Raw genomic sequence first — 20611 nt, 5'->3', positions numbered from 1 at the left:
GCGCGTGGGAGACGGGTCCGGCACGGCGGCGCCCACCGTCCTTTCGCCGCGGCGCACGGTGCCGCTCGGCGGCCGCGGTCCCGAGGACGTGGTGGCCGACTCCCGGGGCGGGGTGCTGGCCGGCCTCGAGGACGGCCGCATCGTACGCGTCGAAGGTCTCGGCGACCCCGACCGCACCGGCGTCCGGGTCGTCGCCGAGACGGGCGGCAGACCGCTCGGCCTCGAACTCCTCCCGGACAACGCTCTGTTGGTGTGCGACGCCGAACGCGGACTGCTGCGGATCGGACTCGAGGACGGAGTGGTCCGCGTCCTCGCCGACCGGGCCGCCGGTGTCCCGCTGCGCTTCTGCAGCAATGTGGTCGCCCTCTCGGACGGCACGGTGTACTTCACCGTCTCCAGCCGGAGTTACCCGCTCAAGCAGTGGATCGGCGATCTCGTCGAACACACCGGATCCGGCTGCCTGCTGCGGCTCGCGCCGGGGGAGAGCGAACCCGAAGTGCTCCTGGAGGGGCTGCAGTTCGCCAACGGTCTCGCCTCCTCGGCCGACGAGTCGTTCCTCGTCCTCGCGGAGACCGGCGCGTTCCGTCTCGTCCGCTACTGGCTCACCGGACCGCACGCGGGCCGGTCCGAGACCTTCGCCGACGACCTCCCCGGCCAGCCCGACAACCTGTGGCGCGCCCCCGGCGGTCCGATCTGGGTCGCCCTGGCGGGCCCCCGCGTCGGCGCCCTGGAACTCCTGCACCGCCGGGGCCCGGCCGTCCGGCGCGCCGCGGCCCGGATCGCCGTACGGGCGCCCTTCCGTCCACCGGGCACCACGGGCGTCCTCGCGGTCGACGACGACGGCACCGTCGTACACCACCTGGAGAGCCGCCGGGCACGGTTCCGGATGGTGACCAGCGCCTGTGAGTCCGACGGCCGGCTGATCCTCGGCAGCATCTGGGAGCGGGGCCTCGCGGTCTGTGATCTTCCGGGCAGCACCGGCTGAGCGGCCGGGGCCTTTCGCACGGGGCCGGGGTGCGCGGTCCGGAGGGCGGACCGGTGTGCGTGGCCCGCGCCCCCGGCGTTACCCTGTTCACCAGCCGCGATCTTGCAGCGCGGCGCGGCGGTGGGGCCCGCCGTACCCGAACCGCGGCGCGGATGCCGCCAACGGTCCCTGCTTGCGATGCCGTGTGCCCGCACCGGCCCGGCGAGTAGGAGCACCCGAGACCATGACAGTCCCGCACCCCGAGCGCGTCGGCGAGTCCGGCACCCCCGTGCGCGCGCCCGCGCGTCCGCCGTCGCCCTGGCACGGCCAGGGCCCGGTCGTCGCCGCGGTGTCGCTGGGCGGCGTCATCGGCGCCACCGCCCGCTACGGAGCCGGGCTGCTGTGGCCCACACCGGAGGGCACCTTCCCCTGGACCACGTTCACGATCAATGTCGTGGGCTGCGCCACGATGGGCGTGCTCATGGTGCTGATCACCGACCTGCCGGCGGTGCACCGCCTCGCGCGCCCCTTCCTCGGCACCGGGGTCCTCGGCGGCTTCACCACCTTCTCGACGTACGCCGTCGACATCCGGGGACTGGTCGGCACGGGCCACCCGGGCACCGGGATCGCCTATCTCGTCGCGACCGTGTGTGCGGCGCTCGCGGCCGTGTGGCTCGGGACGACGGCGGCGCGCCGCGCCCTGGCCCGGAGGCGGCGATGACGAGGCTGACGGGCAGCGCCCTGCGGCTGACCGTTCTCATCGGCGAGAACGACACCTGGCACCACAAGCCGCTCTACGCGGAGATCGTGCACCGCGCCCACGCGGCGGGACTCGCGGGCGCCAGCGTCTTCAAGGGCGTCGAGGGCTTCGGCGCCTCCTCGCTCGTCCACACCTCCCGGCTGCTGTCGCTGAGCGAGGACCTGCCGGTGGCCGTGATCGTCGTGGACACCGAGGAGCGGGTCCGCGCCTTCCTGCCGCAGCTCGACGAACTCGTCACCGAGGGTCTGGTGGTCCTCGACCCCTGCGAGGTCATCCGCTACGCCGGCCGCGGCGGCGCCTTCGGCGAGGCCCCCGGTACGACGGGCGGCGGCCCGTCGGAGGAAGGCGGGGATCCGCGGTGAACTGGCTGCTGGTGATCATCGGTGCCGCGGTCGGCGCACCCCTGCGGTACCTGACCGACCGGGCGGTACAGATGCGGCACGATACGGTCTTCCCCTGGGGCACCCTCGTCGTGAACGTGACAGGGTGCCTGATCCTCGGTCTGCTGACCGGTGCCGTCTCGGCGGGGCAGGTGTCCGGACACCTGCAACTGCTGATCGGAACCGGTCTGTGCGGGGCGCTCACCACGTACTCGACGTTCTCGTACGAGACCCTGCGGCTGACCGGGACAGGTGCGGCGTTCTACGCTGCGGCCAACGTGATCGTGAGCGTGACGGCGGGCCTCGGCGCGGCGTTCGCCGGGGTCTCGTTTGCGCAAGCTTTGTGGACCTAGGTGTCGGGTGTCCGTGTGGATACGTAACACTGTCTCCTGCACTGTCTACAGCACTGTCGACCAACTCCTCAGAACTGGATCTCATGAGCGTCATCAACGTCGGTCAGGCCGTCGTCCTCGGAGTCGTGGAGGGGGTGACCGAATTCCTTCCCGTGTCCTCGACCGGTCATCTCAAGATCACCGAGGGACTGATGAACATCCCCGTCGACGACGACGCCGTCGTCGGCTTCTCCGCGGTCATCCAGGTCGGCGCGATCGCCGCCGTGCTCGTGTACTTCTTCAAGGACATCGTGCGGATCGTCTCCGCCTGGGGACGCGGACTGCGCGACAAGAACGAGCGGCACCACCACGACTACAAGTTCGCCTGGTGGGTCATCTACGCGACGATCCCGATCGTGGCCGTGGGCCTCGCGGCCAAGCCGCTCATCGAGGGTCCGCTGGCCTCCCTGTGGGTGGTCGCGGGCTCGTTGATCGCGGGCAGTGCCGTGATGTGGGCGGCCGACCAGATGGGCCGCCACAAGCGCGGTGAGGACGACGTCTCGTTCAAGGACGCGATGCTGGTCGGCAGCTCCCAGATCCTCGCCCTGCTCTTCCCCGGCTTCTCGCGCTCCGGCGCCACCATGTCGACGGGCCTCATCCTCGACCTGGACCGCGTCGCCGCCACCCGGCTCTCCTTCTTCCTCGGCATCCCGGCCCTGACCGGCGCGGGTCTGTACGAGCTGAAGGACGCCCTGGGCACGGGCGTGGGCGCCGCTCCGCTGATCGTCGGCACCGTCGTGTCGTTCGTGGTCGCGTACGCCTCGATCGCCTGGCTGCTGAAGTTCGTCGCCAAGCACTCCTTCAACGCCTTCGTGATCTACCGCATCGTCATCGGCGTGCTCCTCTTCGGGCTGCTGGGCACGGGCGTCATCGACAGCTGACACCGCTCCGGACGCCGGTACGAACCGGCTCCGGGCACGAACGGTCCGCCCACAGGGGGCGCGAAGCCGGAATCCGGCTCCGCGCCCCCTGTGCCGTTCCCGAGCACCCCCTGCGGCCCCGAGGCCGGGGCCGTCGGGCTGCAGGGCCGCCGGGCCGCGGGACGGAGCGGGCGGCACAATGGCGATCATGCCCGGGAACACGTCGTATCCGTCCTCCCTGACCTTCCAGCCGGTCCTGGAGCGCATCGCCACCGAGATCGCGCAGACACCGGGGCGCGGGCGGCCCGCCGACTACATCCCGGCGCTGGCCGCCTGCGACCCGCGCCGCTTCGGCATGGCCGTCGCGGAGCTCGACGGCACGGTGTACGGCGTGGGGGACTGGCGGCAGCCGTTCTCCACGCAGTCCATCACCAAGGTCTTCACGCTCGCCCTCGACCTGGCCCGCGAGGGCGACGCCCTGTGGGAGCACGTCGGGCGGGAGCCCTCCGGCAACCCGTTCAACTCCCTGGTCCAGCTCGAGTACGAGAACGGCATCCCGCGCAACCCGTTCATCAACGCCGGAGCCCTCGTCGTCACCGACCGGCTGCAGACCCGTACCGGCGACGCGGCCGGCACCCTGCTGGAGTTCCTGCGCGCCGAGAGCGGCAACGCGGACCTCGGCTTCGACCGGGACATCGCCGCCTCCGAGACCGCGAACGGCGACCGCAACGCGGCACTCGCCCACTTCATGGCCTCGTACGGCAACATCGACAACCAGGTGCCGGTCCTGCTCGACCAGTACTTCCTGCAGTGCTCGATCGCCGCCTCCTGCGCCGATCTGGCCCTCGCCACCGGATTCCTGGCCCGGCACGGCATCCGTGCCGACGGCGGCAGGCTGCTCTCCCGCAGCCAGGCCAAGCAGATCAACGCGATCATGCTGACCTGCGGGACCTACGACGCGGCGGGCGACTTCGCCTACCGCGTCGGGCTCCCGGGCAAGAGCGGCGTGGGCGGCGGCATCATCGCCGTGGTGCCGGGCCGATGCACCCTGTGCGTGTGGAGCCCGGGACTCGACGAACGCGGCAACTCGGTGGCGGGCGTGGCGGCCCTGGACCGCTTCACGACCCTGACCGGCCTGTCGGTGTTCTGATCCGGCTGTCGGTGTTCCGGCCAGGCCACCGGTTCCTGCTGTCGGTGTTCCGGCCCGGCCGCCGGTCTCCCGACCCGCCCACCACCACCCGGAGGTCACACGCCGGACCACGCCCGGAGAGCGCCGCGTCGCCTTCCGGCCACCCGGCATCGGCACGCTTGCGGAGTGTTGGCCACGGCTTTCCCCGTCGATCTCCGCCGCTGCCAGGCCCTGGGCCTGGCCGGTACCGCCGTCCTCGCGCTGGGCGGCGAGACCGCGGGAGCCCTGCCCGCGCGCGACCTCCTCGCCCCCGGGTCGGGGCGGGCCGTCCTGGGCCTGGTCGGGGTGTACTTCGGCGTCGTCCTGCTGATAGCCGCCTGGGCGCTCCTGGGCACCCTCGTACGCGGCCCCGAACCGCCGGCTCCGCGTTCCCTGCTGCTCGTGCTGGCCACCTGGGCCGCGCCGCTGCTGCTCGCACCGCCCCTGTTCAGCCGGGACGTCTACAGCTATCTCGCGCAGGGCGCCATGGTCGACGCCCACATCGACGTCTACGCCTACGGCCCCGCACGGCTCGGCGGCCCGCTCGCCGACGAGGTGGCGCCGGTGTGGCAGAGCACGACGACGCCGTACGGACCCGTCTTCCTCGCCGTCGCCCGCGGCCTGTCGTCGCTCACCCGCGGCGAGATACCGGCCGGCCTCTTCGGCATGCGCGTGGTCGCCCTGCTCGGGGTCGCCCTGATGGCGGCGGCGCTGCCCCGCCTCGCCCGGCACAGCGGCGCCGATCCGGCCGCCGCGCTGTGGCTCGGCGCGCTGAACCCCCTGGTCCTGCTGCACCTGGTGGCCGGCGCGCACAACGACGCCATCATGCTCGGGCTGCTCGGCGTCGGTCTGGTGGCCGCGCGCGGCCGATGGCCCGTCGCGGGCGTCGTCCTGGTCACCCTCGCGGCTCTCGTCAAGGCGCCCGCAGCGCTCGGCCTGGTGGCGGTGATCGCGCTGCGCGGGCGCGGGCAGGGGCGCCGGGGCATCGCGCGGGCCACGTTGACCACCACCGTGGTCGCGGTCGGGACGACGGTCGCCGCGACGGCGGTGGCCGGTACGGGCTACGGCTGGATAGCCGCCCTGAAGACCCCCCTCTCGCCGCACAACTGGTCGCCCACCAGCGTGCTGGGGCGTGCGACCGGCGCTCTCCTCCAGAAGCTCGGCAGCGGACTCGCACCGTTCGCGATGCCCGCCTGGCACGCCGCCGGAGTCCTGGCGACCGTGGGTCTGCTGCTCTTCATATGGCTGCGGCTGCGCCCGCACCCGGTCTACGCGCTGGGCCTGAGCCTGGCCGCGGTGGCGGTGTTCGGTCCGGCCGTCCGGCCCTGGTACGCGCTGTGGGGCCTGTTCCTCATCGCGGCGGCGGCGCCCACCGGGTCGGTGCGCGGCCGGGTCGCGGCCGTCAGCGCGGTGCTCGCGCTCGCGGTGCTGCCCAGCGGATCGCCGGCGGACACCGGACAGGTGGTCCTCGCCGTCTCCGGGGGCCTGCTCGCCCTCGTGGTGCTCTGGCAGGCCCACCAGGCGGCGCAGCCGCAGACACCGGTACTGGAGCGGACGGCATGACGGCACTGCCGAGCACCGACCGCCGGCGCCTCCTGTTCGTCCTCGTACTGGCCGTGGCCGTCGGCGCGTTCACGGCCACGGTGCCGCTGCTGCGCGACTGGTTCGACCTGCGCGTGTACTACGGGGCGGTCGACACCTGGGTCCACCACGGGGGCAGCATCTACGACTACCGGGTGCCGGGAACGGCGTACGGCTTCACCTACCCGCCGTTCGCGGCCCTCGGCATGCTGCCGATGGCACTGGTCGGGCTGAGCACGGCGATCGCCCTCGCGCTGCTGCTCAACCTTCTCGCCCTGGCCCTGGTGGCGGGCATGCTGGCCGGGCCCGAACTGCGCCGCCACGGCTGGTTCGGCTGCGCCCTGACGGCCTGTCTGCTGGCGCTGCTCGAACCGGTCCGCGACACCTTCAGTTTCGGCCAGGTCAACCTGGTGCTGCTCGCCCTCGTCCTGAGCGACGCCTGGCTGCTGTCGGGCGGACGGGGCCGGTGGGCGGGCGTCGGTATCGGTCTCGCCGCGGCGATCAAGCTCACCCCGGCGCTGTTCATCGCGCTCCTGCTGCTCGGCCGTCGCCGACGGGCCGCCGGTGTCGCGACGGCCGTCGCCCTGGCGGCCACCGCGCTGGCGGCCTGGGTGGTGCCGGACGCCTCGCGCTTCTACTGGACCGACGCACTGTGGGACACGTCCCGCATCGGACGCCTGGCCTACGTCTCCAACCAGTCGCTGCAGGGGGTGCTGGCACGGCTCGTGGCACCGCAGGAGCCGAGCAGGGCACTGTGGGCGGCCCTCGCCCTGCTGGTCCTGGCCGTCTGGGTACGGCGGACCTCGCGAGCCCTGGCCGGTGAGGACTGGGCCGCCGCTTTCGCCCTGACCGGGCTGGCCGCCTGCCTCGTCAGCCCGATCACCTGGGTGCACCACCTCGTCTGGCTGCTGCCCTCCTTCGCCGTGCTGCTGCGGCGGCGCCGGCTGCGGGTCGCGGCGGCCCTGTACGCGGTGCTGTGCAGCAGCGTGGTGTGGCTGTGGTTCGACGACGCGTCGGGCCTCGGCGGTTTCCTCGGCAGCAACACCTACGTGTGGATCACGCTCGGGCTGCTGCTGTGGCTGCCGGTGGGTCAGCCGCGGCCGGACCGGCCCGCTCTGAGCCACAGGACCAGCGCGACGCCCGCGGCGCCCAGCACGGCGGCCCCGGCGATCCCGGCCGCGCCGGACCAGCCGAGCCCCGCGTCGCCGGAGGGCGCGGCGACCACGGGGCGGGCGCTGATCGCGGGCCGGGCGGTGGCCGTGGGCCGGGCGCCACGGCCGGGGCGCGCGCCGGGCCCGCCGTGCCCGGCCGGGGCGGATGCGGGGGCGGAGGCGGCGGAGGGTCCGGCCGCGGGGGCGGCCTGTGTGTCGGCCAGCGTCCCCACGGGATCGACCCGGCCGTCCGCCGCGAAGCCCCAGTCGAGCAGCGAGCGCGCCTCCTCGTACACGGTCAGTCCGCCGCCCGCCTGAGGGTTCATCACCGTGACGACGAGGGTGCGCGTGCCGTGCTTGGCGGCGGCGACCAGTGTGTTGCCCGCGTTGGTGGTGTAGCCGTTCTTGACACCGATCAGCCCCGGGTACGGCTCCACCCCGTTCGCGCCGCTCAACAGCCGGTTGGTGTTCTGGATCCCGTACGAGGAGCCGGCCTCGCCGGGGAACATCGCCTCGGCCGTGGAGCAGTACCGGGCGAAGTCGGGGTTGCGCAGTCCGGCCCGCCCGAACACCGCCAGGTCGTAGGCGGACGAGACCTGCCCGGGTGTGTCGTACCCGTCGGGCGAGACGACGTGGGTGTCGTCGGCGCCCAGGGAACGGGCCTTGGCCTGCATCTGGGCGGCGGTGCTCGTCCAGCCGCCGTTCATCGAGGCGAGCACGTGCACGGCGTCGTTGCCGGAGTTGAGGAAGACACCGCGCCACAGGTCCGCCACCCGGTAGGTGATGCCCGGGACCACGCCGACCATGCTGCTGCCCGCGCCGATGCCCTCCAGTTCCTGCTCCCTGACGGTGTGCAGGGTGCTGCCCGGCAGCATCGGGAGGACGGTGAGGGCGAACAGGGTCTTGAGGGTGCTCGCGGGCGGCAGCCGGCGGTGGGCGTTGTGCGAGGCGAGGACGTCGCCGGTGCCGGCGTCGGCCACCACCCAGGACAGCGCGGAGACGTCCGGGACGTCGGGTACCCCGGGCCGGGACCGCGCCTGCGCGCCTGGCCGGTGGAGCGACGAAGGCGGCAGCGCGGCGGGCCGCGGCGCCCCGGCGCCCGCGGTGGTGAGTGCGGTGGCCGGGCTCTGCGCCGCGGCGAGCAGACCGGTCGCGCAGACGGCGGAGCAGGCCAGGGCGGCACGCGTGACCGTGGAGCGCGAAGCAGCGGTCCGAAATGAGAATCCGATCGTCATACCGCAAACGTAGGAACGGACGCGCGACACGCCGGGGTGGCCGGGCCGAGCGGCGCCGCCGAGCACCCGGATGCCGCAGGCGCGGGCCAGGACGGCACGGGGCTGGTTCTGGCACGGGGTCAGGTCGGCGCGGGCGGTCGGGTCGGAAGGGGGCTGGATGTGGCGCGGGCGGTCGGGTCGGAAGGGGGCCGGATGTGGCGCGGGCGGTCGGGTCGGAAGGGGGCCGGATGTGGCGCGGGCTGTCGGGTCGGAAAGGGGCTGGATGTGGCGCGGGCGGTCAGGTCGGAAAAGGGTTGGACGTGGTGCGGGCGGTCAGGACGGCAGGGTGGGCTGGATGCGGCGCAGGAAGGTGGCGTTGTCGGGGGTGGCGCGCAGCCGCTCCAGGAGCGTTTCCAGACCGGTCTGCCCGTCCCGTGCCAGCAGGGCCCGGCGCAGTCCTCGTACGGTGGCCAACTCGGCAGCCGGCACCAGGAGTTCCTCCCGGCGGGTGCCGGAGGGGGCGATGTCGACCGCGGGGAAGACGCGCCGGTCGGCCAGGGTCCGGTCCAGCCGGAGCTCCATGTTGCCGGTGCCCTTCAACTCCTCGAAGAAGAAGCCGTCGGCGCGGGAGCCGGTGTCCACCAGGGCGGTGGCGAGGATGGTGAGGGAGCCGCCCTCCTCGGCGAGGCGCGCCGCGCCGAAGAGCCGCTTGGGGCCCTGGAGCGCGGCGGCGTCGACACCGCCGCTGAGGGTGCGCCCGCCCGCGGCGGCCGCGTTGTTGTGGGCCCGGCACAGCCGGGTGAGCGAGTCGAGCAGGATCACGACGTCCTCGCCCGCTTCGACGAGCCGTTTGGCCCGTTCGACGACGAGCTCGGCGAGCGCGATGTGCTGCCTGGGCGCCTGGTCGAAGGTGGAGGCGTAGACCTCGCCGCGGACGGAGCGCCGCATGTCGGTGACTTCCTCGGGGCGTTCGTCGAGCAGCAGCACCATCAGACGGCATTCGGGGTGGTTGCCGGCCACGGCGGCGGCGATCTGCTGGAGCAGTACCGTCTTGCCGGTCTTGGGCGGGGCGACGATCAGACCGCGCTGGCCCTTGCCGACCGGCGACACCAGGTCCATGACGCGTCCGGTCGGTCCGCTCGCCGGGTGCTCCAGCCGGAGCCGGTCCCGCGGGTGCAGCGGGGTGAGGTCCTTGAAGTGCGGGCGGCGGCGGAGCTCTTCGGGCGTACGGCCGTTGATCCGCTCGACCTCGGTGAGGACCCGGGGCCCGTCGCACACCCCTTCCACGGTGTCGCCCTTGCGCAGGCCGTGACGGCGGATCAGCGCGGGGGAGACCTGGAGGTCCTCGGGTGACGGGAGGAGGTTCGCGGAGCGCAGGTGCCCCTTCCCGCTGCCGTCGATGTCGAGGACACCGGTGGCGGTCCGGGTCCGGGGCCGCTGCTGTACAGGAGGGTGTTCGAGTGTGGTGGTCATGGGATGTCCTCTCGGGGACGGGATCGCATGGACATGCGGGAAGGGGGGAGGGCCGCGAAGACAGGGCGCGGGGCGCGCCTCCGTGCGGCGGGAACATCACCTCGGACAGGACGGGAGGGATCCCCGTTCGTCTGCGGGAGGTGGTGCCGAAATGCCGGTCCGCTCGTCGGAACCGACGGCGTGACAGCGGGAGAAAGGAACTCGCACCGGCGCCTGAAGAAGGAGGCGTACACGAGTGCTGTACGGAGAGTACCACCTGTGGGGCGGATTCGTGTGTGATCCGCGTCTCAAGGGGTCGTGGGTCCGGCGCTCGTCACCCGTCACCCGGCATCGGCGCGCCCTGCGTCGGCTCGCGCGACCGGCCGACGGGCGTCCGCGCCGCGGCGCTCCGGATGCGCCGTGCCGCGGGGTTCACCGTCCCCCGGCGTTCCGCCCCGCACGACCGGCCGCCGGATTCGAGCCTCCCGGCGCTCCGGCTCGTACGGCCGGTCGCCGGGGTCGGTGCCTCCAGGGTTTCCGGACCCGTAGGGATCGCCCCGGATTCATCGCTTCCGGGGGGCCTCGATGGCGAGGACGCGATCGCGCAGGACGGGGAGTTCGGAGCGCATCCGGGCGACCTGGGCCATGTCGAAGTCCACCGTCAGCGTCTCCTCCGCGGTGCCGGCCTCGCCCAGGGCGGTTCCCCAGGGGTCGACGACCACGCTGTGCCCGGCCTGCCGCATGTCGCCGTGGGTGCCCGTCGCGCAGCAGGCCAGGAGGAAGACCTGCTCCTCCAGGGCCCGGGTGCGCGTCAGGAGCCGCCAGTGGGTGAGCCGGGCGGCGGGCCACGCGGCGGGTACCGCGATCAGTTCCGCGCCCGCGTCGAGCAGGCCCCGGAAGAGTTCGGGAAAGCGCAGGTCGTAGCAGATGGCGAGGCCGACCACGCCGAAGTCGGTGGGCACGGTGACGATGTCGTCGCCCCCGCCCATCAGGGTCGCCTCGCCGGTGTCGAAGCCGTACCGGTGGATCTTGCGGTAGCGGCCCCGCAGATCGCCGGACCGGTCGAAGAGCAGCGCGGTGTTGTAGAGCGTCCCGTCCGCGTCCCGCTCGACGACGGATCCGGCGTGCAGCCACACCCCGGCCGCACGCGCGGCGGCGGACATGGCCGCCGCGGTGGGGCCCTCGATCCCCTCGGCGTCGCGCCCCCAGCGGTCGTACGCCCATGCGCCGGCCGCCCACAGTTCGGGCAGGACCACCAGATCGTCGCCCGCCCGACCGCGCACCAGCGAAGCCGCCCGGTGGCGGCGCTCGTCCGCGGTGTCCGAGGAGTCCACGGACAGCTGGATCAGCGAGGCACGCATGGCTGTCACCTCCGGGACCGCGTCCGTGCGGTCCAAGGAAACCCGTCCCTACGAGCGTAAGGAGGTACCCGTGCTTCCCGCTTCCCGTGGGGCGGCCTCCTCGCCGGGCGCGACCTCGGCGGAGTCGTCCGGCGCCTTTCGGGCCGGTGCCGCCACGGAGCCGTCCGGCGTCAGCGCAGGCGCCCGAGGACGTCCGGCGACAGCCGTTCGGCCAGCCGTTCCAGGAGGGCCACCGTCTCGGCGATCTCCGCGCCGTCCTCGGTGCCGAGAGCGGCCCCGAGTGCCGCGTCGACCGGGGTGGCCGCGACCTCGGCCCGGCGCCCGGTGATCTCGGGGTTCCGCCGGATCAGGGAGCGGCGGCGGTCGGCGGGGTCGGTGACGGTGAGGACCGAGCCCGCCTCCTTGAGGCGCGCCACGCACGCGGACACGGCACTCTGCGGCATGCCCGTGCGTACGGCGATCTCGCCGACGGTCGTGTCGGGGTTGGCGTACACGTCGAGCATCACGATCAGCATGGACCGGGTGCTCGTGGACCGTCGGCCGATTCCCTCGGCGGGGATGGCCTCCTCGCCGATCTTCATCAGGGTCCGGCCCAGCAGGAAGAGTTCCGCTCCGTTCATGACTCCGGATCGTATCAAGGAAGATGCATCAGAAATAATGCATCTCTCTTGATGCATCAAAAATGATGGAGTACGTTCGGTGGGACGCGGCACCGAGGGGTGGCCGCGACCGACCGTGTGAGGAGCCCGTCATGCCTGCCGCCCGTACCGGCCGACTGTCCGTCCCCGGCGCCGTCCTCCACTACGAAGTGCGCGGTGACGGACCCCTGTTGCTCGTGTCGCAGAGCGGCGAGGGCGACGCGAACCGTAGCGACGCGATGGTCGGCCACCTCGTCGACGCGTACACCGTGGTGACGTACGACCGGCGCGGCCTGTCCCGCAGCGTTCTCGACGACCCGGCCCGCGGCGCCACGCTCGACGAGCACGTGGACGACGTCGACCGCCTGCTGGCCCACCTCGCCGACGGGCCCGCACGGATGCTCGGCTGCAGCATGGGCGCGGTCATCGGGCTCCGGCTCGCCCGGCGACGGCCCGAGCGGCTGAGCGTCCTGGTCGCCCACGAACCCGCCATCCCGGGCATGCTGCCCGAGGCCGAGAAGCTGCGCGCGCGGCGGGAGCTGGACGAGATGCGTGAGGTCTTCCGCCGGGAGGGATGGATCGCGGGAGTGCGCCGGATCGGCGAGATCCTCGGGATCGACCCGGCCCGCCAGGAGGTCGAACCCGGTGCCGAAATGGCCCCGTTGGACGCGTCCCGCGAGGCGAACTTCACCTTCTTCATCGAGCACGACGCCGTGACCATGAGCCGGGCCGAACTCGGCCCGGACGAGATCGCCGCGCTCGGCCGGGGACCGGTCCGCGTCGTCCCGGCGGCCGGACTCACCACGCCGCGCCAGGTGTTCGACTACCGCTGCGCCGAGGAACTGGCCGCGGGACTCGGTGTCGCACCGGTGCACTTCCCCGGTGGCCACAACGGCAACCTGACCCACCCGAAAGGCTTCGCCGAGGTGCTGCGCACGGTGCTCTGAGCGGGCACAATCGATCTTCGTGCGGCGCCCGTCGGTGTCGTACGACCGTCAACTCGGCCCAGCAGCAAGGAGAACACGGTGGACACCTCGCCCGTCACGCCGCACCGCATGGACCCCGCGGGCCGCTGCCCGCACGCCGACAACGAGCGGCTGCTCGCGCGGGGCGCCGTCGCGACGGTGGTGCTGCCCGGTGAGGTGCAGGGCGCGGTGGTCCTCGGGCACGAGGCGCTGAAGGAATTCCTCGCCCACCCCGATGTCGCCAAGGGGGCCCGGCACTTCACGGACCTGCGCGAGGGACGCATAACCGCCGGCTGGCCGCTCATGACCTTCGCCACCGTGCAGGGGATGACGACCGCCGACGGCGACGACCACCGGCGGCTGCGGTCCCTCGTCAGCAAGGCGTTCACCGTGCGACGGGTCGAGGAACTGCGTCCCCGTATCGAGGAGTTGACCTCGCACCTGCTCGACGGACTGCACGCGGCGGCGGAGGACGGCGGGGGAGTGGCCGACCTGCGCGAGCACTTCGCCCTCCCGCTGCCGATGGGCGTCATCGGTGAACTCCTCGGCGTGGACGCCGAGTACCGCGACCGGCTCCACCATCTGACGAACCAGGTCGTCGCCACCGACATCGGCCCCGAGCAGGCCGTGGCCGCCAACCGTGAACTGGTGGCCGTGCTGAGCGCCGTCGCGGCCGCGCGCGCGGAGAACCCCGGCGACGACCTCACCAGCGCGCTGATCGCCGCCCGCGACGAGGACGGCGACCGGCTCAGCCAGCAGGAACTCATCGGCACGCTGGTGCTCATGATCATCGCGGGGCACGAGACCACGCTCAACCTGATCACCAACGCCGTGCGGGCGCTGTGCGGGCACCGGGACCAGCTGGAGTCCGTCCTGAAGGGCGAGGCGAGCTGGGGGGACGTCGTGGAGGAGACCCTGCGCTGGGACGCTCCGGTCAGCTACTTCCCGTTCCGCTACCCGGTGCGCGACCTGACCGTCGACGGGACCGTCATTCCCCGGGGCACGCCCGTCCTCGCCGGCTACTCGGCCGCGGGCCGCGACCGGGCCGCGCACGGGCCGGACGCCGACCGCTTCGACGTCACCCGCCCCGGGCGGCCCGGCGCCGCCCGCCACCTCTCCCTCGGGCACGGTGCCCACTACTGCCTCGGCGCCCCGCTCGCCCGGATCGAGGCCACCGTCGCCCTGGAGCGGCTGTTCACCCGCTTCCCCGACCTCGATCTCGCCGTGTCCGAGGCGGAGCTCACCCAGCAGGCCAGCTTCGTCGGCAACAGCGTCCAGGTCCTGCCCGTGCGGCCCGGCGCCTCCCGCGTCTGACGGGACGCGCGGACCGCGTCCGACGGCGCTCGAGAAAAACTTTCGCCGCCTGTCGATTCGCCGGGGCGCCGTGCGTCGGTGGGGTGTAGGAAGCTCATGAGCATCAGGAGGAACCATGAAGTACATGCTGCTGGTCTGCGGCGACGACACCGCTGACGCCTCCGGGATGGCACCCGTCGAACCCTGGGTCGAGGAGCTGGGCGCCGAGCGCGGCGTCCGGCTGCACGGCCACCGTCTCCGGCTGCCCGCCGAAGCGGTCACCGTCCGGGTGCGCGACGGTGAAGTGCTGCGCACCGACGGGCCGTTCGCCGAGACGAAGGAGTACGTCGCCGGCTTCGACATCCTCGACTGCGCCTCCATGGACGAGGCGGTCGAGGCCGCCGCGAAACACCCCGTCGCGACGATCGGCGCCATGGAGGTCCGCGCCTTCTGGGACGACGAGGACGCCGAGGGGGAGATCCGCCGCCTCGACGCCGAGCTCACCGAGGCCCTCCGCGAACGCGACCTCGACCGGGCGATGGCCTGCTACGCCCCCGACGTCGAGGTCTTCCACCCCGTGAGCGGCATGGAACAGAGCGGCGCCGACGCCCTGCGCAAGGCGCAGGAGCAGTGGTTCTCGGCGCTCGCCGGTCCCGCCGACCGCGAGGTGCTCGACTTCCGGCTGCGGATCGACGAGAGCGTCGCCTTCGGCCACGCCCTGGTGCGTCTGCGCGCCCCGCTCGCCGACGGCACCACCCTGGACACCACCGCACGCGTCACCACGGGCTACCGCGCGGCCGGCGACCGCTGGCAGATCGTCCACCAGCACACGTCCGTCCCGTCGGACACGGGCCTCCCGCCGGCCGGAGAGGCACGGTCATGAAGTACGCCCTGTTCATCTGCGCTCCGGTCGGCGGCGAGGAAATCGGCCCGGACGAGATCGCCGACGACCCCCGGTTCACCGCGTACATCCAGGAGGTGCGCGAGCGCGGCATCGTGAAGGGCGGCGCCCGGCTCCGGCCGGCGAGCGACGCCACCACCGTCCGCGTACAGGGTGACGAAGTCCTGCTCACCGACGGACCGTTCGCCGAGACGAAGGAGTACGTCGCGGGCATCGACATCATCGAGGTCGCCGACCTCGACGAGGCCATCGCGCTCGCGTCCCGGCATCCGGCGGCGCTGGGCGGCGGTTCGGTGGAGGTGCGGCCGGTCTGGGAATGAACGACAGCGTCGAGGAGGCGGTCGGGGCCGCGTTCCGTGAGGAGTGGGGGCAGGTCGTCGCCACCCTGATCCGGATGACCGGCGACTGGGACCTCGCCGAGGAGTGCGCGCAGGACGCCTTCGCCCAGGCGCTCGACCGGTGGCGGCGCGACGGGGTACCGCGCCGCCCCGGCGCCTGGCTGACCACGACCGCGCGCAACCGGGCCCTGGACGTACTGCGCCGGGAGGCGGTCGGTGCGCGCAAACTGCGGGAGGTGGCGGTGTCGGCACGCGACGACGGTCTGTACGAACCGCACAACTCGTACAACCCGTACGAACCGGATCCGGACGACGACAGCGGAGTGGGTGACGACCGGCTGCGGCTGATCTTCACCTGCTGCCACCCGGCGCTGGCCATCGAGGCCCGGGTGGCGCTCACCCTGCGCACCCTGGCCGGGCTGACCACGCCCGAGATCGCGCGCGCCTTCCTCGTCCCCGAGGCGACGATGGCGCAGCGGCTGGTGCGCGCCAAGCGGAAGATCCGCAACGCGGGCATCCCCTACCGCGTACCGCCCGCGCACCTCCTGCCCGAACGCACCACCGGTGTCCTCGGCGTCCTCTACCTGCTCTTCAACGAGGGGTACGCCGCCACGGCCGGCGCCGGTCTCACCCGCGCGAACCTCTCCGCGGAGGCGATCCGCCTGGCCCGGGTCCTGGCCCGCCTGATGCCCGACGAGCCCGAAGTCCTCGGCCTGCTCGCGCTGTTGCTGCTCCACGACGCCCGGAGCGGCACCCGTGTCGACGCCTCCGGCGATCTGGTCACCCTGGAGGACCAGGACCGCACGGCCTGGGACACGTCCGAGGCGGCCGAGGGGGCGGCGCTGCTGGAGACCGCCCTGCGCCGCGGGCGCCCGGGCCCGTACCAGATCCAGGCCGCGATCGCCGCCTGCCACACCACCGCGGCCACGGCCGATCAGACCGACTGGGCCGACATCGCCGCCCTGTACGGCGAGCTCCGGCGCTTCGTGCCCTCCGCCGTGGTCCGGCTCAACCGGGCAGTCGCCGTGGGCATGGCGGACGGCCCCGACGCCGGGCTCGCCCTGGTCGCCGAACTGGAGGAGGAGGGCGAGCTGGACGCGTACCACCTGCTGCCCGCCACCCGCGCGGACCTGCTGCGCCGTGCCGGACGCACGACGGAGGCCGCCGAGGCCTACGGCAGGGCTCTCGAACTGGTCGAGAACGCGGCCGAGCGGAGATTCCTGGAGAAGCGGCTCGCGGAGTGTCGATCGGCATAGGGAGCCTTCGTCGGTGGGGTGACACCACCTCCCGGCCGATGGTCCGCCGGGAGCGACGACACCGCCCTTTCGACGCTTCAGGAGGCTCCCTTCCATGACCGCCCCGGCTCCCACGACCTCGTCGGCCCAGATGTCCCCGGCAGGTGCTGCCGCCGCCCGCGTCGCTTCCGGCGCGGCCGCGCCGGCGCCGGAGTCCGCCTCGGCGCCGCGTGCCAGGAGAGCCCTCCGCCTGCTGCTCGCCCACCGTGCACGGCCGAAGGGGGCCACCGCGCCGGTGACCCCGCCCGCCGAAGTTGTCCCGGACGTCTGGCTCGCCGGGCTGCGCCTGGGGAGCTGACCGGCCCCGCGTGCCGGTGAGTTCGAGGACGCCGTGACCGAATCCCCGGGCGTTCACCGTGCCGGCGTCGATCCCGACGCCGTCCGATTCCAGGGAGCGGACGACGGCGGTCCGAAACCGCGGGATAGGTCCGAACGACAGTCAGGGCCTGGAGCCGCTCGTGCGGGGCATCCCGCCGACCCCCGCGCGAGGCCGGACGGCGTCAGCGCGGACAAGGCCTGCTCCGACCGCCGCACCCGCCACTACCTGCGCAGGCGCGGCGGCGGGAGGTGCTGAGGTTTCCCTCGGTGGCGGGCCTGTTCCGACAGGTCAGTTGCTGACCTCTTCCGACGACTTCGTTGAAACCTTGTTCCTGTCGCACGTCTCATTGTCTCCAGGTGGACAGAAGGTCCTCCTTAAAGGATTACTTTTCGAGGGGATGACTCCCGTGCAGGTCACCGCTATGTTCAAGAAGTTCCTTGCCGCGGCGGCGGCGGTCGCTGTTGTCGGTGGTGTCCCGGTGCTGACGGCCACGTCGGCCAGTGCGGACCCGAGTTGCATCACCAGCGCGAACGCCACGGTCAACACCGCCAGGCAGAAGGTGACGGTCAAGGTCACCAGCAACCCCTGTGGCCGCCAGGTTCGCGCCTGGGCCGAATGCGTGAATGAGAGCGGTGGCACTTTCCAGAAGACCAGCGGATATGTATCCGGTACGGGAAGCGTCACCGCCGACTGCGGATTCGCCTACGTCAACCGGAAGGGGCATGAGGTGAATGTCCCCGGCCAGGGTTGGAATCGATACGTTTACTGAATCCAGTATGAAAGTGCCTCTGCCTGCCGGCGGAGGCACTTTTGCGTTTCATCTACTCGTGATCGATTCGGGAGTGTCCGACGAGTCCGGTCGCGGCCGGTTGAACGGCAGCTCTGGAGAGCGCCGTGGCGGCGCGGCGCAGTGAGCCCACGCAGTGCGGGAGCGTGCTGCGGAGAGCCTCTGCCGGCGCCGTCACACTCAGCGACCCAACGGGCACGCCGAATCTGAGAATCGGGGCGGCGAGCATCCGGGTCCCCGCCACGGGGCCCGCTGACGCGACCCAACCGCGGGTCCGGATCCCCTGACGCTCTTCTCGGTCCATGTGGGGAAGGGCCAGATGGGCCAGGATCGCGTGTCCTGCGGCGTCGGCGTCCAGAGGGTGAGTGCTGCCCAGCTCCCCGTCGAGCAGGGGCGGATCCGCGGCTTCCGACTGCCGGGCGACACACATCTGCATCGGCACGTCGGTCAGGACCGCCACGTGAAGGCGTGCCGTGTGTCCGGACTCCCGGCTGAGCGCGGCGAGGAACCGCCGATTTACGCCCGAGACGGGCAGGGCTTGGTACGCCAGGACAGTCCGGTCCTCCGGCTCTTCGGCGAGCGCGTAGTGCCCGTGGCTGGGCTGCCGGATGAATCCGTACCGCAAGCCCGACAGGATGTGGCGCTGGACGGTGGAACGGCTGAGTGCGGTCCGGCCGACGATGGCGCGCAGCGCATGCGGGCCGTCGCCCAGCTCGCGTATCGCCCCGAGTACCTGGAAGGTCCGGTCCGAGACGCGCTCGCCTTCCTTGCCCGCGTGACGTGGAACAGGCACGGCTACCTCCCCTGGGTCGTGCGTGAAGTGACGTCCGGGGAAGCTACGTGATCATTCTGTTCGACCTTGGCATCACTTCGACAGAGACCTGACACCGAAGCCGCAGGGCTGCTCCGTAGCGTCTGTCGTCCCAGGTCAGGAGATCAGGGACAACACACTTGATTCAGGAGTCAGTTGTGCACGCGACGACGACCACACGCAGTGGACATCAGCTGTCGGAGACCGACGCCCGGAAAATGTGGACACTCGCCTTGAGCGCGGCGGCTCGCAAGGCGGAGAACGTTTCCGACTTGAGCGACCTGCTGCTCAACATGCCGTCAGAGCTGCGATCCGAGCTGATCGACTTCTCTGCCGGCGCCTCCAGGCAGGGTTTCTTCCTCATCCGGGGCCTGCCGGTGGGAGAGCTCCCCGCCACCCCGCTGGAGCACCGTGCCGGCGAGCTTGCCGAGCACGGCTCGGCCGGGCTGCTCACTCTGGTGGCGGACTTACTGGGCACCCTGGTTGGTTACGAGGACGAAAAGGACGGGACCCTGATACACGAGGTCCATCCTGTTCCCGGGGAAGAACATCGCATCGAGAACAGCGGATCCGTAGCCTTCGACTTCCACACCGAGAACGTTCACCACCCGCTGCGTCCCGACTTCTTGGGTCTGCTTTGCCTCCGTCAGGACCACGAAGGGATTGCGGCCACCCGCGTCGCGTCGGTCCGTGAGGCGTACGCCCTGCTGACTGACGGGCAGCGAGACGTTCTGCGCACCCCCGTGTTCAAGAGTGCCTACCCGACGTCGTTCTCCCGCAACATCGCCGGGCCTCGCCCGTCGTCGGGCCTTCACCCCGTGCTGTTCGGCCAGGAACCGGACCTGTTCATGCGCTTCAACTCCCACACCACGACCAGCGACGACACCGTGGCTTCCAGCGCTCTGCGGGCCCTGTCGGAAGCGTTGGAAGAGGTATGCCACGAGGTCGTGCTCGCACCCGGGGACCTGGTCGTCGTGGACAACCACATTGCGGCTCATGGCCGGTCCGCGTTCACCCCGCGCTTTGACGGCACCGACCGGTGGCTGCGCCGGTGCTACTCCCTGCGGTCCACTCCGCGCTGGGCCGAGCGCATGATGCCCAGCCCCCGGGTCTTGCCCGCGCTCATGAAGATCACGGGAGTGCTGTGAGCCTCGTCCTCATCGACGCAACGTCTTCGATCGGCTGGTCACGCACCACAGGAAGGGCTTGATGGACGCCGTAGGAATAACCGGGCTGCTCGTCGCCGCGACAACTGCCGGTTGGGTGGACGCCGTGGTCGGGGGCGGAGGGCTCGTGCTCATCCCGGCACTGCTGATGGCCTTTCCGACGCTTCCACCCTCCACAGCGCTCGGCACGAACAAGCTCACGGCCATCACCGGCACCACCGTGGCGGCCGTCACCTTCGCCCGCCGAACGAAACTGGACCGATCGGTCGCGCTACCGGCCGCCGCCCTGGCCGTGCCTTCAGCCGGGTTCGGGGCACTTTCGGCCTCGAGCCTGCCGGCCGACTGGTTCCGTCCGGTGATCATGGCGCTGCTGATCTCCGTGGCCGTGTTCGTCACCCTTCGCCCGAACTTCGGCTCGGTCATCGAGGACGCGGACGCCGTCAGCAGGCGCCGCCGGCTCATGGTGGTGGCGTTCGCCGGTTGCGGGATCGGCTTCTACGACGGGGTCTTCGGTCCCGGCACCGGCACATTTCTGATCATGACCTTCACCAGTCTGCTGTCGCTCGAGTTCCTCCAGAGCTCGGCGCTCGCCAAGGTCGTCAACGTCGGAACGAACCTGGGCGCACTCACTGTCTTCGCGGCCCAGGGACAGGTGCTCTGGCTCCTGGGCGCGGGGATGGCCCTTTGCAACATCGCCGGAGCCACACTGGGCGCGCGGACCGCCTTGAAACGCGGATCCGGTTTCGTCCGTATCGTCCTGCTGGTCGTCGTGACCGGCATGGTCGTGAAGCTCGCGTTCGACCAGTTCCGGTGAA

General features: G+C 72.1%; 21 protein-coding genes and 1 pseudogene. 17 read left to right on the top strand and 5 right to left on the bottom strand.

All coding sequences use genetic code 11. The features are described from left to right. Positions 1-4: 4 nt before the first annotated feature. From ACH4S8_RS08835 to ACH4S8_RS08800, 8 genes are all read left to right on the top strand, one after another. Positions 5-985, top strand: a complete 981-nt coding sequence (locus ACH4S8_RS08835) for an SMP-30/gluconolactonase/LRE family protein (protein WP_398392005.1) — start codon at positions 5-7, stop codon at positions 983-985. A 223-nt stretch (positions 986-1208) separates the two neighbouring features. After that, on the top strand, positions 1209-1685 hold the full coding sequence (crcB, locus tag ACH4S8_RS08830) for a fluoride efflux transporter CrcB (RefSeq protein WP_398392004.1): 477 nt from the start codon (positions 1209-1211) through the stop codon (positions 1683-1685). Further along, a complete protein-coding gene (locus tag ACH4S8_RS08825) occupies positions 1682-2086 on the top strand; it encodes a DUF190 domain-containing protein (RefSeq protein WP_398392003.1) in 405 nt (134 codons plus the stop codon). Before crcB (ACH4S8_RS08830) ends, ACH4S8_RS08825 begins: the two co-directional genes overlap by 4 nt. Continuing rightward, positions 2083-2457, top strand: coding sequence for a fluoride efflux transporter CrcB (gene crcB, locus ACH4S8_RS08820; RefSeq protein ID WP_398392002.1), 375 nt, complete (start codon positions 2083-2085; stop codon positions 2455-2457). The genes ACH4S8_RS08825 and crcB (ACH4S8_RS08820) overlap by 4 nt, the downstream gene beginning before the upstream one ends. An 83-nt stretch (positions 2458-2540) precedes the next feature. After that, positions 2541-3377 (top strand): undecaprenyl-diphosphate phosphatase, encoded by an 837-nt coding sequence (locus tag ACH4S8_RS08815; protein WP_398392001.1) that lies wholly within the window; start codon positions 2541-2543, stop codon positions 3375-3377. Positions 3378-3564: 187 nt separating this feature from the next. Further along, complete coding sequence (locus ACH4S8_RS08810) at positions 3565-4506, top strand: glutaminase (protein ID WP_398392000.1); 942 nt, start codon at positions 3565-3567, stop codon at positions 4504-4506. A gap of 165 nt (positions 4507-4671) precedes the next feature. Then, the gene (gene mptB / locus ACH4S8_RS08805) at positions 4672-6087 is read left to right on the top strand and encodes a polyprenol phosphomannose-dependent alpha 1,6 mannosyltransferase MptB (RefSeq protein ID WP_398391999.1); all 1416 of its coding nucleotides are present in this window, start codon (positions 4672-4674) and stop codon (positions 6085-6087) included. Next, positions 6084-7574 (top strand): glycosyltransferase 87 family protein, encoded by a 1491-nt coding sequence (locus tag ACH4S8_RS08800; protein WP_398391998.1) that lies wholly within the window; start codon positions 6084-6086, stop codon positions 7572-7574. Before mptB ends, ACH4S8_RS08800 begins: the two co-directional genes overlap by 4 nt. An 11-nt stretch (positions 7575-7585) precedes the next feature. On the opposite strand, the pseudogene ACH4S8_RS08795 reads toward ACH4S8_RS08800, so the two are convergent. The 4 genes and pseudogenes from ACH4S8_RS08795 to ACH4S8_RS08780 all read right to left on the bottom strand — a co-directional run. After that, a pseudogene (locus ACH4S8_RS08795) lies at positions 7586-8491 on the bottom strand (D-alanyl-D-alanine carboxypeptidase family protein); the annotation flags it as partial. A gap of 312 nt (positions 8492-8803) precedes the next feature. Continuing rightward, complete coding sequence (gene rho, locus ACH4S8_RS08790) at positions 8804-9943, bottom strand: transcription termination factor Rho (RefSeq protein ID WP_398391997.1); 1140 nt, start codon at positions 9941-9943, stop codon at positions 8804-8806. A 542-nt stretch (positions 9944-10485) separates the two neighbouring features. Further along, a complete protein-coding gene (locus ACH4S8_RS08785) occupies positions 10486-11283 on the bottom strand; it encodes a nitrilase-related carbon-nitrogen hydrolase (protein WP_398391996.1) in 798 nt (265 codons plus the stop codon). A gap of 170 nt (positions 11284-11453) precedes the next feature. Further along, positions 11454-11903 carry a MarR family winged helix-turn-helix transcriptional regulator gene (locus tag ACH4S8_RS08780; RefSeq protein WP_398391995.1) on the bottom strand — a complete coding sequence of 150 codons (450 nt, stop codon included), beginning with the start codon at positions 11901-11903 and terminating at the stop codon, positions 11454-11456. A gap of 131 nt (positions 11904-12034) precedes the next feature. Here ACH4S8_RS08780 and ACH4S8_RS08775 point away from each other — a divergent pair, with 131 nt between their 5' ends. The 7 genes from ACH4S8_RS08775 (at position 12035) to ACH4S8_RS08745 (ending at position 17801) form a co-directional block, all read left to right on the top strand. Next, positions 12035-12868 carry an alpha/beta fold hydrolase gene (locus ACH4S8_RS08775; protein ID WP_398391994.1) on the top strand — a complete coding sequence of 278 codons (834 nt, stop codon included), beginning with the start codon at positions 12035-12037 and terminating at the stop codon, positions 12866-12868. A gap of 78 nt (positions 12869-12946) precedes the next feature. Continuing rightward, entirely contained in the window at positions 12947-14200 is a 1254-nt protein-coding gene (locus tag ACH4S8_RS08770) for a cytochrome P450 (RefSeq protein WP_398391993.1), read from the top strand. Between the two features lie 115 nt (positions 14201-14315). After that, entirely contained in the window at positions 14316-15062 is a 747-nt protein-coding gene (locus tag ACH4S8_RS08765) for a nuclear transport factor 2 family protein (RefSeq protein ID WP_398391992.1), read from the top strand. After that, positions 15059-15400 carry a YciI family protein gene (locus ACH4S8_RS08760; protein WP_398391991.1) on the top strand — a complete coding sequence of 114 codons (342 nt, stop codon included), beginning with the start codon at positions 15059-15061 and terminating at the stop codon, positions 15398-15400. Before ACH4S8_RS08765 ends, ACH4S8_RS08760 begins: the two co-directional genes overlap by 4 nt. Continuing rightward, positions 15397-16674 (top strand): RNA polymerase sigma factor, encoded by a 1278-nt coding sequence (locus tag ACH4S8_RS08755; RefSeq protein WP_398391990.1) that lies wholly within the window; start codon positions 15397-15399, stop codon positions 16672-16674. The genes ACH4S8_RS08760 and ACH4S8_RS08755 overlap by 4 nt, the downstream gene beginning before the upstream one ends. Before the next feature lie 94 nt (positions 16675-16768). Then, complete coding sequence (locus ACH4S8_RS08750; protein ID WP_398391989.1) at positions 16769-17011, top strand: hypothetical protein; 243 nt, start codon at positions 16769-16771, stop codon at positions 17009-17011. Between the two features lie 313 nt (positions 17012-17324). Continuing rightward, positions 17325-17801 carry a hypothetical protein gene (locus tag ACH4S8_RS08745; RefSeq protein WP_398391988.1) on the top strand — a complete coding sequence of 159 codons (477 nt, stop codon included), beginning with the start codon at positions 17325-17327 and terminating at the stop codon, positions 17799-17801. A gap of 52 nt (positions 17802-17853) precedes the next feature. On the opposite strand, the gene ACH4S8_RS08740 is transcribed toward ACH4S8_RS08745, so the two are convergent. Next, the gene (locus ACH4S8_RS08740) at positions 17854-18612 is read right to left on the bottom strand and encodes a hypothetical protein (RefSeq protein WP_398391987.1); all 759 of its coding nucleotides are present in this window, start codon (positions 18610-18612) and stop codon (positions 17854-17856) included. 176 nt (positions 18613-18788) lie between these two features. On the opposite strand from ACH4S8_RS08740, the gene ACH4S8_RS08735 reads away from it, so the two are divergent. Continuing rightward, a complete protein-coding gene (locus tag ACH4S8_RS08735; protein WP_398391986.1) occupies positions 18789-19778 on the top strand; it encodes a TauD/TfdA family dioxygenase in 990 nt (329 codons plus the stop codon). Between the two features lie 61 nt (positions 19779-19839). Further along, positions 19840-20610, top strand: coding sequence for a TSUP family transporter (locus ACH4S8_RS08730; RefSeq protein WP_398391985.1), 771 nt, complete (start codon positions 19840-19842; stop codon positions 20608-20610). Position 20611: the final 1 nt, after the last annotated feature.

The organism is Streptomyces sp. NPDC021080 (assembly GCF_044333225.1).
GTDB lineage: Bacteria > Actinomycetota > Actinomycetes > Streptomycetales > Streptomycetaceae > Streptomyces.
Note: the sequence above shows the minus strand (reverse complement) of the source record. Positions and strands in the feature narration are given on the sequence as shown.